Genomic DNA, 12,227 nt, shown 5'->3' on the forward strand with positions numbered 1-12,227 from the left:
ATGTCTTGGATTCTGATGACCGCGTTCGGTTTCGCGGCGATGTTCTGCATGCGCTTCACGCCCGACTGGGCCGATTTCATTCTGGTGCGGGTCGCCGGATTCTCCTTTGTGGGTGCGGGTTTGATCGGTGCCGCCGGGTGGCTCGGCGCGCTAATCGACGGCACGATCGGCTGGCTCGTCCGGTCCATCGACGGCATCTCGAACGGAGCGGTCGGTACGTCGATCGCCTGGATCATCGCTGCCGCTCTGGCGGGGCTGTGGATCGGCGGAATGCTGCCCGGGCGGATCTTCTCCTATGACCCGCCGGACTGGCTGGTGATCGCCGGCCTGGTCGTGCCGTCGCTGGTCGCGATGGTTCCGGGCCGCGCTGGTGACGCGTTCGACACCGTCATCACTGCTGGCGGGCAGGCCCTGACCAACGCGGTTGGAGGGCTGTTCTGATGGAGATCCTCGCCGTCCTCGCCGTGATGTACCTGGTCGCTGCACCCGACCGCGTCTCCCTCGCGTTAACCCGCGGCTTGTTCGGCGCTGCGCGGGGTGCGGCAACCGGCAAGACCCCAAAGGCGCGGAAGAAGTCGCCCCGCCAGCGGGCCATGTTCGACGGCTGGCGTGAGGGGGTCGCGGCCGCCCGCACCCGCCGCGACGCCGGCCGTGATCTCTGGTCGCGTGGCTCCCGCGGTGCTGGCCGCGTCGCGGGCGGTACGGCGTCCCTTGCCCGCGGCATCCATGGCACGGTCCGGGCCCGCCGCAACCGGGCCGACGTCGACCAGCCGAGCTCGAGCACCGACGACGCCGCGCCGAAGGCGTCCCGCGGCTGGGCGTTCCCCCGCCGGGTACGACGGCCCCGCACCGCACCGACGAGTGACGCGAGCGGCCTGGTCGTCGACCAGGACGGCAACAGCGTCACCCCGGATCCGGAGCAGGCGCCCGAACCGGCGCCCACCGCGCCGGAAGCCGTCCCTGACGCCGCCCCGAGGGCGCCGGAATCGACCACCGCCCCCAAGACCCCGGAGACGGCGCTCACGCCCGCCCCGGAATCGGCGCCTACCGGCGCCACCACCACCAACACCAACACCGCACCGAACGGAGCAATCGCCATGTCCCTCGCCAACACCGAACTGTCGAACATCGACGACTACGAGAAGGAGCTGAAGGCCGTAGAGGCCGCGGTCGGCCTGGTCGCGGAAGCGATGGACAAGGTCCGCAAGTGGGGCAACAACCTGCCCGAGCGCTGGACCGCGGCCGGTTGGGGCACGGCCGGGCTCGACCGGTCCGTGACCAACATCGCCGAGACGGTCGGCGCGCTGAAGATGCCCGCCGTCGCCGAAGCGTTTGCCGCTGCCCGGACCGAGGTCACGAAGGCCCGTGGTCTGGGTGAGGCCGCCGAGGCCGTCAAGGCCCGCGGCAAGACCGAAGCGTTCCGCGGCAACTGACCCCGTCGTCCCGGCTCCCCGCAGGGGGCGACGGCTCACGACCGGGCCGGGACACCACAACTCGCTGAGACCACACGAGAGAGGAACCCGCCTGATGGTGAAGAAGCACCGCGCGACCTCAGCCGCCGCGGCCGCCCCTGCCCGTCCCGCCCGCCGGTCATCGTGGATCACAGCCAAGCCGGGCACGCGCACGGCTCAGACGACCGCACAGCCCACCGCACACAATGTCGTGCCGGGATCGCCCGAGTGGCTGACCATCACCGGCACCTATACGACATCACCGCGCCGCCGGAAGAAGGCCGGCAACCGGGGCGAGGTCATCCCGGGCGTCCCGCAGCTCCCGCAGCTCGGCACGGCCGCGACCGCCGTCCCCGGCCTGGTCGCCGCCCCGGGCTCGGCGCTGGTGCCGGTCCAGCCCGCCGGACTGCCCGTGAAGCGGCGGCCAGGCGAGCAGACCGCCGAGGCGTTCACGGTCGCGCGTCGTCTCGCGTGGCGTCACCGCTGGCAGCTCACCCCTATCGTCGCCAGCGCCGGGACCGCGATCGGCGCCGGCGCGGTGTCGCCAGTGCTGACCGTGCTCGGTCTCGCCGCGACCGCCGGCGCCGGGTACCTGACCGCCGAGAAGGGACCCGACGAGCTCGGCGGCCGGGTCTGGCTGTCCAGGGCAGAGCGGCGCATCGTGGGCCGCTGGGCGGCCGGTGCCGGGGTGTGGTCGGCCGGGCTTGGTGTTGCCAACGCCGCCGGCCTGCACTGGACCGCCGCCGCCGTCGTGATTGCCGCCGGCGCGCTGGGCGTGCTGACCGGGTCGCCGGTCGTCGACTGGCTGAAGTCACGCAGCATCCGCCGCGACGACGACGTGACCCCGGAGCGGTCCGCCGCCGCCTCGCAGCTGATCGCCGCCTGGCCGCACGCCGTACTGAACGGCCCGGAAGGGCTCGCCGGATCCGTGATCGTCGGACTCGACGAACCGGAGCCCGGGACGATCGTCGCCGTCGTCCAGCTGCGCGCCGACGTGCACGCCGAGAAGGTCGCGACCGCCGAGGTCCGGCAGTGGCTCGAGCGGTCGCTGAACATCGGCGTCGGCACGGCGAAGGTCTCGCTCGTCCGCGACAACGCCGGTCAGGTCCGCATCGAACTCACACCGTCCCGCCAGCTGGAGAAGGTGTCGAAGCTGTGGACCGGGCCGCGCCTGTACGACGACGGCCGCGCCCCGGTCGCGGTCACCCCGGCCGGGCGTGAGGCGTGCATTCGCCTGTTCGACACCAACGGTGTCCGGCACCTGATGCTCATCGGCTCGTCGAACTCCGGGAAGTCGAACGCGTACAACGTCGTCCTGCTGCCGCTGGTGCTGTCCGGCCGGTCGGTCGTGCTGTACGTCGACGGCAAGCGCGGCACGTCCTCACCCGAGATCGCCGGCGTAATGGACCTGGCCGCGCTCGAGCCGCTCGCGTGGAAGCGCGCGATCCGCATCGCACACCGCGTCCTGGTCGCCCGCGAGAAGCGATACGGCCAGATGGGGCTGTCCGGGTTCGACGTGAACGGCCCCGATCCGGTCCTCGAGCTGGTGATCGACGAGGGCCGCACCGTGCAGGAGGCGATCGACGGCAAGCCCGAGGAACGCATGGTGGAGGCGATCTCCGAGCGCGGCCGCGCGCTGGGGGTGTCGCTCAAGCTGGCCGTGCAGAATGCCGAGGCCGGGCAGGTCCCGGGCGGCATGAACGTGAAGACCAACCTCATGGGTGCCGGCGGAAACGTGATCGGTCTCCGCCCGGGTACGTCGTCCGGCGCGACGATGACGCTGTCGGCGACGTCGGAGGAGGTCGACCTGCGCAGCCTCCCCGAGGGTGGCGGCTGGTCCGCGATCCTGTCCGGCGGCATCGTCGCTGCGGAGCGGGCACGGGTCGAGCACATCGCCAAGCCGGACCAGCTGAAGCCGTTCCTGGACGGGTTCGCGCCGCGCGGCCTGCTCGGTGCTGACCTGGCCGCCGCTGACGCCCCGGACGAGCACGAGGACGGCGAGACCGGGCTGTACTCGGGCCGGTTCACCGGCAAAGACTGGCTCGCCCAGATGGAGCGGGCACGGTCCGGCTCGACGGCGGCGTCGGCGGAGTCCGGCCCGCGGCTGACTGTGGTGAAGGACCACGACGAGACCCCGGCGCCGGCCACCGAAACCGTGACCGGGATGCAGGTCGCCGAGTTGGTCGACGACGCCGCGACGGCCCTGCTCGAGTTGACCACCGCGAAGGGCGCCCAGTCACGGCAGAAGGTCGTCGACGCGCTCCGGGAGGCCGGGCCGGATGGAACGACCCGGGCCGCCCTCGAGGCCGCGACTGGACTGTCGAAGGCTCAGGTGAACCGACACGTCGGCGCCCTGGTCGGCGACGAGCTCGCGGCCCGGGACGGCTCGCGAGTGCGCCTGGTCGGCGACGAGGTGGGCGCATGACCGCAAACACGCCCGGCGCGGCTCCCGCGATCTGCGCGTTCGCAGCAATAGCGTTAACGCGATTCGTTGCCAACTTCCCGGAGGACCGATGGGGGCCAGGAGAGGACTCAAGCCACCGCGCATCGTCGTCGGCGTACGCCTCGACCCGCCGGAGCGCGAAGCCCTGCGTCGGCTCGCAGCAGCCGACGGCCAAACGCCGTCTGACCTCGGGCGCGAAGCGATCCGCCGTTACCTCGCGGACCGTCAGGAAGACCTGGTGGCGTCATGACGACCTAACAAAACGAAGCGGCCCGGCTTTGCCAACCGGGCCGCTGTCAATCCGTGGGATCGCCGTCCTACGGGTGTTCTAACCCCTCGCGCTGGTTTGCCGGCCGCGCATTGAGGGGCTGTCCCTGTCCGCTCTGCTAGCTCTAAGGACATCTCAAATGTACGGGACTGACCCCCGTCCTGTCGTGTTGCACTCATCACCGGACGAGCCGTGTCCGCCAGGTGACCGAGTGGAACTCATCCGCTCCCTAGAAGCCGAGCGCGTCCCCAACGGCCGCGCGTTCACCTGGCACCCCGGCGCCCCGCAGACCCCCGCCGACCCTCCCCCGGTCCTCCACGACTCGCTCGCCGCTGTCGTCGAGCGCCGACGCGCGCTCATCTCCGCACTCGAGGAACCCTCCCCCGTCGCGTGGGATCGCCGCTCCGCCCGGCTCGGGGTGGTCGCGTGACCGCCGCTGCCATGTCGTCGAGCCGTGCGTGGGCCGACGTCAGCGTCGTACTGGCGTTCGCCGGGTCGACCCACCTGAACCACCGCGCCGACCTGCGGATCGTCGGCCGCCAGCTGCGCCACAAGGCGCACCGTGCCCTGGCCCGCGACCGCGGCGAGCGCCAGACCGTCGAGCGCGAGGCCATGCCCGGCGCCTACGCCGGCCTTCCGGCGTGGTCGAGCCGAGATCAGTGGCTCGCCCTGGTCGAGATGGCCGCCGGCGTCTGGTTCCCGGAACAGATCCACCGCAAGGTCAGCGCCGCGACGCTGGGCAAGTTCGCCGCCCTGGTGGCCGCGCCCGCCGACGACACCACCGGCCGGGGTGTCCGCCGCGCGTACCCCGAGCTGGCCCGCGGCCTGGCCGTGACCGTCGAGACCGTCCGGGCGTGCTGGCGCGCCCTGGAGCGGCTCGGGCTGGCCGTGCAGGTCGAGCAGTCGGTGTGCTTCGGGTACGAGCACCGGATGCGGCTGTGGCGGCAGGGATCGAAGCAGCGCGGCCTGACCCCTGAGTACGCGCTCGTCGTGCCGGCCGCGTTCGCCCGCGCCCTGACCACCGGGGAGCACCCGGCCGAACTGCTCGCTACCCGGTACGCCGACGTCGGCGACCTGGTCGAGCTCGTCACCCCGGCCGACCGGCTCTCAGCGGCTCTCCGGGCTCTCCGAGCGGCCACCCCTTCCCCAGTGGTCTCCGGGCCGGTTCCAGGCGCCACAGCGCACAGTGGCGCGCCTGCTGTGGCCGGCTCCGCCCCATCCCCGGTCCTCACAGCCGACCCTGCCCCGTCCGACGCTCCACAGCCTGTGGAAAACCGCCGCCCGAGCCCAACCCCACACCTTGGAAATGTCGACATTTTGGGACTACCACATAGTGGTACGCGCCCCCAGTACCTGTCCTGTCTCGCTCTAGTCACCCATGTTCCTCACGGGGTGAAGTCGACCGCTTCGCGGGCTCGCAACCGAAGGGGGTGCACCAAATCGACCCGCCCTGGGGGGATCCCCGCGAGAAGCACCGCTCAGCGCCGCCAGGCGGGCCGTGGCGGCTGGTTCGGGCCGCATCGAGACATCGCAGTCGTGTTGACCCGCCGCGTGCTGTGGCTGCGCGGCGTACAGCCTGGCCGGATCGCGATGCAGCTGCGCCGGTTCACCGTGCCCGGGCTGCCGCTGGTGTGGCGGCCCGACGACTTCGTGGCCGCGTTCGACGCGATCAACCGCCGCCAGGGCCGGTACTCGCCCGGCGCGAATCTGGCGAGCTCGTCGACGGCGGACCAGGTGCGCGCTGAGCGGGCCGCTGCTGGTGCGGTCACGAGCCCGGCCGGGCTGCTGAAGTGGTACCTCGAGCAGCTCGACCCGGCCAACGATCACCCGCGGCTCGACCTGGTGCTTGAGAACGAGCGGGCCGCCGCGTCAGCCGACGCTCGCCGCGCCGAGGCCGCCCGGGAACGGGCCGCCGCCGTTCCGCTGCCGATCAGCTCGGCGCGCGACGCGTGGAAGGCAGCCCGCCGCGCCCTGGCCATGGCCATGCACGGCGGCACAACGAAGTGACCCCCTCGAGCCGATCGGCTCGAGGGGGGCCAAGGTTTGCCAAGTGCCGGCGGACCGGGTCAGACGCGGTACGTCTTCGTCCGGGTGCCGACCTTCACCTTCAGCTCGCAGTCGCCGGCCTTCTTGCCGTGCTGCCGGGCCATGCGGCGGAGCAGGTCCGTGCAGGCCTCCTCGTCGCTGCCGTCGACGGCAACGTCGGTTGTCTTGACGTGGTACGTCCGGCCGCCCTTGCCGATCTCCCGCAGCTCAACCCGTGCCATGTCCTGCGCTCCTGTCGTCGGTGGTCTGGCGGTCCATTGCATCCGATCCGTCGGCGAAAGTCCCGCCGCCCGCGGCGGGCTTGACTTCGGGTCCTTGCGCGCGCACGCGCGTGCGCGCGCGCCTGCGCGCGTTGAGTCCGGATCCCGGCTCTCCCGTGTGAGCCGATGAGTCGATCGGCGTTTCCGCAGGTCAGAACCGCATTTCCCGTGTGAGTCGCCCGCATGAGCCGTCGTGTGAGTCGCTGCTTTGGGTGAGTCGCCGTATGAGCCGGTCACTGGCGCCGGCGCGGCCCGCCCGGCAGCACATGCTCGAGCGCGACCCGGATCAGCTCGGACCGGTTCGTGCCGTACCTGGTCGCGAGCCGGTCGAGGACGTCGACGTGCTGGTGCCAGGCCCGCGCGTTCACCTGCACGTTCGACTCGGCGCCGCGAGCCGGTCGCCGAGCGAACAGGCCAGACGTGTCTGGCGCCTGGTGGCGTGCGACCAGCTCGCCGAGGATGCCGGCCGACTCGGTCTGCTCGACCGCGTCCAGCATCACGTTCAGCTGCGTCGACCCCACCGCCGCCCGTCGCAACCGCGCCCGCAACTGCGACGGCATGTAGACGATCAGCTGCCGCGTTCCCTGACTCGGCGCGTCCTCGTCGACCAGGTCGACGTCGGCGCCGGCAGGCTCGGCGGCCGGTACGTCGGCCGGTGGCGCGGGTTCGCGTTCCGGCTCGACCGGTGCGCGCTCCGGACTGGTCTCCGTGGGACGTTCCGCCACGGCAGGGCTGCCGCCGGCGGGCGGAAGGATCGCGCCCAGCCGGCCCCGCCGCTCCCCCGCCGTACCGAACGCCGTACCGAGATCGGCCGGCGGAAGGCCGCCAGCTGGTGGTTTCCGTTCCGCAGCGCTCATCGTTCTGCCCCGCCTTCCCCGGAACGTTCCGCCTCGCGTTCCGCGATCCGCATCAGCGTCTCTTCCGTGAACCCGGCCCAGTCCGCGGCGACCTTGACCGCCGTCGACGACACCGCCCGTTCCACCGTGGCCCCGGCGGCACGCTGCCTGAGCCGCGCGAAGGTTTCCGCCTGGCTCGGAACGAACGTCTCCAGCTCGTGCGCGAGCAGGCCGCGCTTCCGCGCGTCCCGGGCCGGCGCGAGCGCATGCCGGATCACAGTCCGGAACACCGGCGCGTTTCCGCCGAAGTCCGCGTGGATCGACGCCGTGACGTCGTCGCGGATCGCCCGGGCCGACTCCGGAACGAGCACGAGCAGGATCCCGAGCAGCTCGAGGTCCGGGTTCACCTGCCGCGCCTGCGCGAACTGCTGCGCGATCAACCGCATCCCCTTCAGGCTGCTGATGTCGCTCTGCGTCGGGATCACCAGGTAGCGGGCCGCGGCGAGCGCGATCCGGCGGAGCTCCTCGAGGACCGGCGGCAGGTCGATCACGACCAGGTCGTACCGCGGCGCGATCGGCGCCAGCGCCCGCGCCAGCGCCAGTACGCCGCCCGGGTCGCGGTGCGCTGCGAGCCACGCCACCAGGGCGGCCGTGTTCATCGGGTCCGCGGCGACCAGGTCGAGCCGGTCCCGGATCCCCGGGTGGGATGGCACCAGTTCCTTGCCGCGGGCGATCGCGTCGAACAGCGCCGCTCCCCCGTCCGCGCCGGCGCCGTTCTGCGTGATCCCGAGGTCCTCGCTCAGGTTCGCTTGCGGGTCGAGGTCGACGAGGAGCACGCTGTGGCCGGCGTCGGCCGCCTGCCCGGCCAGGTTCGCCGCCGTCGTGGTCTTGAGGACGCCGCCTTTGCCGTTGACGACGGCGACGACGCGGCGGCACGCGGCATGGAGGGCTGCGGGTTCGAGCTGAGTCATGGGGTGTCTCCGGTGGTGCATCTGGGGTGGTCTCAGGCCCAGTGACTCATACCGCCATACGATCCAGCAATCTGCCGGGCTGGGCGTGTCGCACCGGTACTTGCCGGAAAAACTGCAGGTCAAGCGAATCCTTTGACCTGTTGCTAATCATGCTATACAACTGGCTATACGCGACGTATGGACGTAATGCAGTCCAGGGCGTACCGTCTGTGACATGACGACCACCGTCACGAAGGAACCGAACCGCACCCGGCCGTACCGGGTTCCCGTCGACCTGGACCCGGAGATGCGCCGCAAGCTGCGTCTGTGGTGCGTAAACACCGGCTCGCCGGCCGCGACTCAGGCCGGTGTATTGCGAGCGCTCGCTGCCCGGATGCTGCGCGACCCGGAGCTGTCGGCCGCGATTGCCGCCGACCTCGAGAAGTGAGACGGCCCGGCGCGAGCTGGAGAGCAATCGCGCCGGGCCGGAACCCCGCAGGTTGAGACCACCGAACGGAGATACCCCATCATGACCCAGACCGCAGTGATCCCGGCGCACGAGCTCCGGGAACGCGCCCTGGACCACTACCGCGCCGAGCTCGACGAGGGCCGCGACCCGTCCGCGAAGCAGCTCGCCGAGCTGTTCGACCGGACCGACCGGTGGGCACGCGGAATCCGCTCCGAGGTCCAGGCGGAGCGCGAGGCGGAACGCGGAACGGCCCGGCCTGTTCCGGACCCGGCCCCGGAAACCGCGGGGGAGCGCAGCCGGGAAACCGGAACGGCCGACATCGACGAGCTCGCTCTGCCGGCCGATGCCGAGCCCGTCGCGGAAACTACGGCGGAAACCACCACAGAAACCGCCGCCGCGACCTCATCGGCCCCCAAACCGGCGCTGGCACACGATGGCCCGGCCGAAAACCCCTCGCGACTCGCCCAGAACCCGGCCCAGAAAGCGCCGACAGCCGATCTGCGGCCCTCTGGCCGTCCCAACGCTCTGGCCGCCACAGGGCCGTACGCGGCCGCGCCGTCCTGGACCGTCCAGGACCCGGCCGCGACCCCGTCGCCGGAAACCGGCCCGGAAGTCGCCACGGGCGCCGGAACGCTCGCCGTTCCGCCCGGACTGATCGACCCGCCCCGTGACTACGGCTGGAAATCCGGCCAAGACCCGGCCGCCCGGGCGGAACGGCAGGCGGAAACCCGGGCCCAGGCCGGAACGGTCGACCGGAACGCCGACCCGGCCGCGGCCGCGGAACGCGACACGGAAACCCCGACGGAAGGCAAGGCGTCGAAGCCGCTCCACCCGTGGCCCGTGCTGCTGCTGGCGCTGCCCGCGTTCGTCGCGGTCTGGTCCGGGTGGGTAGGGCTCGGCGAGATGACCGGGTTCGGCGTCGTGCACCCGCTGCCCGGCATCGCCGACGGGTTCACGCTCAACACCGCGATCACCCTCCCGATCGGCGTCGAGACCTATGCCGCGTTCGCGCTGCACGTCTGGCTGTCCGGCCGCGCCCCGGCCCGGGCCCGGAAGTTCGCCATGATCTCGGCGCTCTCGTCGCTCGGGCTGGGCGCGGCCGGTCAGGTCGCGTTCCACCTGCTCGAGGCCGCCGGCGTCACCGTCGCCCCCTGGTGGATCACGACCGTCGTCGCGATCCTCCCCGTCGCCGTACTCGGCATGGGCGCCGCGCTGGCGCACCTGATCCGCGCCGAGGACTGAACCACCCCGTAACGGCAGCGGCGGCCGGACCCCGAATTGGACCCCGGGACCGGCCGCCAGAGACACCCAACCCGAACAAGGCAAGGAGTCAACCCTCATCATGACCCACGACACCACCGGGACCGTGCTCGCCTTCCCGGAACGCCCCGGAAACCCGGCGCCGTCGGCCCCGCCGATCCCGGACCTGTCCGCCGTACTCCGGATCGATGCGCACCGCGTGTTCGGTCACCACGTCCGCCCCGGTCACCGCGGCTGGCTGTGGACCGTCGAGCTCGACGGCGTCGAGTACCTGACCGACCGGCACGTCACCATCCGCCGCGACCGCCTGACCGGCGTCGACGGCCACCGGTTCGACACCCTCGAGTTCCCGCCGGACAACATCGCCCGGGTCCTGGAGGCCCTGGCCGCGCCCCTGGCCGGTACGCCGACGACGGCCCGGTTCGCCGTCGACATCCTCGCCGCGCTGTTCGACGTCGGCGCCGGCGTCCTTCCGCTGGCCGGCGACCTCGTCCCCGACACCCACGCCGTCATGTTCTGTGCTCAACGCATCGGACTCGTCACCCCGATCCCGGCCTGGCGCGCCGCGCACGCGCTAGGCGCGATCCCTGGCGTACCGCCGTCCGCGGCCGACGTCGACTGGTGGGAGGTCTCCCGATGATCCGCCGGACGACGCCGCCCCGCCCCGACCGCTGCGAGCCGTGGTGCTCCCCGCGGAACCAGCGGTTCTGTGGCGGCGCGTGCTGCCCCCACCTGCACCAGATGACCCGAACCCGGAAGGCGACGAAGCGATGACCAACCCTGTGATCCTCACCGTCGACGACATCAACCGGCTGTTCGGAGCCGTGGCCGCCGTGATGGACACCAACCCTGGAATGCGGTTCGACCCCGAGACACAGCGCGTCCTCGCGACCGTGCGATCCCTGGTCGTCTCGACCCCGACCGGCCCGGCCGACTGGTCCGCCCGGGTGCTGCCCTACGTGATCCAGAACCCGCTGCCCGACATGCCCGAGCCGCGGCTGTCCGTCGGACCCGACCGGGAGTCGGCCCGATGACCGCGCCGACGTTCCTCGAGCTGCTGTCCGAGGCCGCCGGCGTGTTCAACCAGCTCGCCTCGGACCTCACGCCCCTGACCTGGTACGTCTGCCCGGACGAGGTCCGCGGACAGGTCGACGTCGACGCCACCGACGAGGAGGCCAGCCAGATCCTCACCGCGTGGGCCGACCGGCTCGGGCTCGCCCTGGTCGACGACTGCCTACCCGGAGCGCGCGAGTACGCCGCCGCCCGCTCCGGATGGCGGCTGGTCGTCTGGGGTGTCACCGACACGGCCCGCTGGGCTGAGGACACCCGCGCCGCATCCGAGCCGGTCTGGGGGTGGCGCGGGTGATCCGCCGATACCTCGCCCTTGCTCGCACGGCCGTCGCCGAATTCGTCGCCGCGGACCGTGCGCTAGCCGAGAACGCCATCCGGGAACTGGACGCAGGCATTCGCCACGAAACCCCGGAGTTCTGGGCAGCGAACGACCGCGTGTGCGATGCAGAACTCGCGTTGCCCTGGTGGTCGCGGATGTGGGCCAACAGCGCCGCGTGGCGCGATCACGGCGAGCTTTGGAAAGTCACGTGGGAGCTGACCGACAGCGCCGACAAGGCGTAGCCTCACAATCCCTTCGGCCCCGGTGCACTCGGCTGCGCCGGGGCCGTCTCATGTCTGGGGAATTCCGGGACAGGTTCATCTGTCGCGCGCACGCGTGGCCCGCTCCAGGGGCGGGAACCCAAGGCGAACGGCTGCTTGTTGTACCAGAGCGCGCGCGGGTGACCCTCGTCCTGCCAGCCTGAGTCACACACCTCTCGCACTAGCAGTGAGAGGCGTCGGATTGGGTGGGCCGGGAGTGACCTGCGCGGCGGGCCGGGCACCCCGGATCCGGTGAATCTGGGGGTCGCACGACGGGTGCCGGTGCCGGTGATCTCGCTCCCGGCCCACGCCTCTCAGCTTGCCGGATCGGCCGCTGTCCCGGGGTGGGTTATCCACAGGGGCGCATGCTGGTGTCATGGCCGACTGGGTGTGGCGGTGCGGGAAGTGCGACGGGGCAGCGAGCGTTCCGGCGCATCACCGGCTGTGCCCGCTGCGCGATCCCGGCGACGTCGTCGACCAGGTGGTGGTGGTGTGGCCGCCGTTCGGTGAACCGGACGACCCGTGGCTGAGACGGTTGAGGGAACGGCGGGGGAGGCGCGGGGATGCCTCGGGTACGGCGGACTGACGCCGCCG

At 71.9% G+C, this 12,227-nt stretch carries 16 protein-coding genes; 13 read left to right on the plus strand and 3 right to left on the minus strand.

The annotated features are described in order from the left end of the window. The first annotated feature begins 15 nt into the window (after window positions 1–15). The 6 genes from ACQPYZ_RS36105 (at window position 16) to ACQPYZ_RS36130 (ending at window position 6,169) form a co-directional block, all read left to right on the plus strand. Window positions 16–441, plus strand: a complete 426-nt coding sequence (locus ACQPYZ_RS36105; RefSeq protein ID WP_433169898.1) for a hypothetical protein — start codon at window positions 16–18, stop codon at window positions 439–441. Next, window positions 441–1,433: a hypothetical protein gene (locus ACQPYZ_RS36110; protein WP_433169900.1), complete on the plus strand. Its 993-nt coding sequence runs from the start codon at window positions 441–443 to the stop codon at window positions 1,431–1,433. The genes ACQPYZ_RS36105 and ACQPYZ_RS36110 overlap by 1 nt, the downstream gene beginning before the upstream one ends. A gap of 229 nt (window positions 1,434–1,662) precedes the next feature. Further along, on the plus strand, window positions 1,663–3,876 hold the full coding sequence (locus ACQPYZ_RS36115) for a hypothetical protein (protein ID WP_433169901.1): 2,214 nt from the start codon (window positions 1,663–1,665) through the stop codon (window positions 3,874–3,876). An 88-nt stretch (window positions 3,877–3,964) separates the two neighbouring features. Next, complete coding sequence (locus ACQPYZ_RS36120) at window positions 3,965–4,144, plus strand: ribbon-helix-helix protein, CopG family (RefSeq protein WP_433169903.1); 180 nt, start codon at window positions 3,965–3,967, stop codon at window positions 4,142–4,144. Between the two features lie 229 nt (window positions 4,145–4,373). After that, complete coding sequence (locus tag ACQPYZ_RS36125) at window positions 4,374–4,592, plus strand: hypothetical protein (RefSeq protein ID WP_433169905.1); 219 nt, start codon at window positions 4,374–4,376, stop codon at window positions 4,590–4,592. Then, window positions 4,589–6,169: a hypothetical protein gene (locus tag ACQPYZ_RS36130; protein WP_433169907.1), complete on the plus strand. Its 1,581-nt coding sequence runs from the start codon at window positions 4,589–4,591 to the stop codon at window positions 6,167–6,169. Before ACQPYZ_RS36125 ends, ACQPYZ_RS36130 begins: the two co-directional genes overlap by 4 nt. Window positions 6,170–6,228: 59 nt before the next feature. On the opposite strand, the gene ACQPYZ_RS36135 is transcribed toward ACQPYZ_RS36130, so the two are convergent. From ACQPYZ_RS36135 to ACQPYZ_RS36145, 3 genes are all read right to left on the minus strand, one after another. After that, the gene (locus ACQPYZ_RS36135) at window positions 6,229–6,429 is read right to left on the minus strand and encodes a hypothetical protein (RefSeq protein ID WP_433169909.1); all 201 of its coding nucleotides are present in this window, start codon (window positions 6,427–6,429) and stop codon (window positions 6,229–6,231) included. Between the two features lie 272 nt (window positions 6,430–6,701). Further along, complete coding sequence (locus tag ACQPYZ_RS36140) at window positions 6,702–7,325, minus strand: hypothetical protein (protein WP_433169911.1); 624 nt, start codon at window positions 7,323–7,325, stop codon at window positions 6,702–6,704. After that, complete coding sequence (locus ACQPYZ_RS36145) at window positions 7,322–8,275, minus strand: ParA family protein (RefSeq protein WP_433169913.1); 954 nt, start codon at window positions 8,273–8,275, stop codon at window positions 7,322–7,324. The genes ACQPYZ_RS36140 and ACQPYZ_RS36145 overlap by 4 nt, the downstream gene beginning before the upstream one ends. 214 nt (window positions 8,276–8,489) lie before the next feature. Here ACQPYZ_RS36145 and ACQPYZ_RS36150 point away from each other — a divergent pair, with 214 nt between their 5' ends. From ACQPYZ_RS36150 to ACQPYZ_RS36180, 7 genes are all read left to right on the plus strand, one after another. Continuing rightward, entirely contained in the window at window positions 8,490–8,702 is a 213-nt protein-coding gene (locus ACQPYZ_RS36150) for a hypothetical protein (RefSeq protein ID WP_433169915.1), read from the plus strand. A gap of 444 nt (window positions 8,703–9,146) precedes the next feature. Further along, window positions 9,147–9,965, plus strand: a complete 819-nt coding sequence (locus ACQPYZ_RS36155) for an ABC transporter permease (protein ID WP_433169933.1) — start codon at window positions 9,147–9,149, stop codon at window positions 9,963–9,965. Window positions 9,966–10,065: 100 nt separating this feature from the next. Continuing rightward, window positions 10,066–10,623, plus strand: coding sequence for a hypothetical protein (locus ACQPYZ_RS36160; protein ID WP_433169917.1), 558 nt, complete (start codon window positions 10,066–10,068; stop codon window positions 10,621–10,623). A 130-nt stretch (window positions 10,624–10,753) separates the two neighbouring features. Beyond that, window positions 10,754–11,017: a hypothetical protein gene (locus ACQPYZ_RS36165; protein ID WP_433169919.1), complete on the plus strand. Its 264-nt coding sequence runs from the start codon at window positions 10,754–10,756 to the stop codon at window positions 11,015–11,017. After that, complete coding sequence (locus ACQPYZ_RS36170) at window positions 11,014–11,349, plus strand: hypothetical protein (protein WP_433169921.1); 336 nt, start codon at window positions 11,014–11,016, stop codon at window positions 11,347–11,349. The genes ACQPYZ_RS36165 and ACQPYZ_RS36170 overlap by 4 nt, the downstream gene beginning before the upstream one ends. Further along, window positions 11,346–11,615 (plus strand): hypothetical protein, encoded by a 270-nt coding sequence (locus tag ACQPYZ_RS36175; protein ID WP_433169923.1) that lies wholly within the window; start codon window positions 11,346–11,348, stop codon window positions 11,613–11,615. The genes ACQPYZ_RS36170 and ACQPYZ_RS36175 overlap by 4 nt, the downstream gene beginning before the upstream one ends. 394 nt (window positions 11,616–12,009) lie before the next feature. Next, window positions 12,010–12,219: a hypothetical protein gene (locus tag ACQPYZ_RS36180; RefSeq protein ID WP_433169925.1), complete on the plus strand. Its 210-nt coding sequence runs from the start codon at window positions 12,010–12,012 to the stop codon at window positions 12,217–12,219. Window positions 12,220–12,227 lie beyond the last annotated feature (8 nt).

It is taken from the genome of Kribbella sp. CA-247076, from assembly GCF_050942445.1.
Lineage (GTDB): Bacteria > Actinomycetota > Actinomycetes > Propionibacteriales > Kribbellaceae > Kribbella.

Bases quoted from the DNA above. Each gene is read 5' to 3' on its own strand.
- ACQPYZ_RS36105 (WP_433169898.1), top strand. From the start codon at position 16: ATGACCGCGTTCGGTTTCGCGGCGATGTTCTGCATGCGCTTCACGCCC.
- ACQPYZ_RS36135 (WP_433169909.1), bottom strand. From the start codon at position 6,429: ATGGCACGGGTTGAGCTGCGGGAGATCGGCAAGGGCGGCCGGACGTAC.
- ACQPYZ_RS36180 (WP_433169925.1), top strand. From the start codon at position 12,010: ATGGCCGACTGGGTGTGGCGGTGCGGGAAGTGCGACGGGGCAGCGAGC.
- ACQPYZ_RS36165 (WP_433169919.1), top strand. From the start codon at position 10,754: ATGACCAACCCTGTGATCCTCACCGTCGACGACATCAACCGGCTGTTC.
- ACQPYZ_RS36150 (WP_433169915.1), top strand. From the start codon at position 8,490: ATGACGACCACCGTCACGAAGGAACCGAACCGCACCCGGCCGTACCGG.
- ACQPYZ_RS36120 (WP_433169903.1), top strand. From the start codon at position 3,965: ATGGGGGCCAGGAGAGGACTCAAGCCACCGCGCATCGTCGTCGGCGTA.
- ACQPYZ_RS36170 (WP_433169921.1), top strand. From the start codon at position 11,014: ATGACCGCGCCGACGTTCCTCGAGCTGCTGTCCGAGGCCGCCGGCGTG.
- ACQPYZ_RS36140 (WP_433169911.1), bottom strand. From the start codon at position 7,325: ATGAGCGCTGCGGAACGGAAACCACCAGCTGGCGGCCTTCCGCCGGCC.
- ACQPYZ_RS36110 (WP_433169900.1), top strand. From the start codon at position 441: ATGGAGATCCTCGCCGTCCTCGCCGTGATGTACCTGGTCGCTGCACCC.
- ACQPYZ_RS36145 (WP_433169913.1), bottom strand. From the start codon at position 8,275: ATGACTCAGCTCGAACCCGCAGCCCTCCATGCCGCGTGCCGCCGCGTC.
- ACQPYZ_RS36160 (WP_433169917.1), top strand. From the start codon at position 10,066: ATGACCCACGACACCACCGGGACCGTGCTCGCCTTCCCGGAACGCCCC.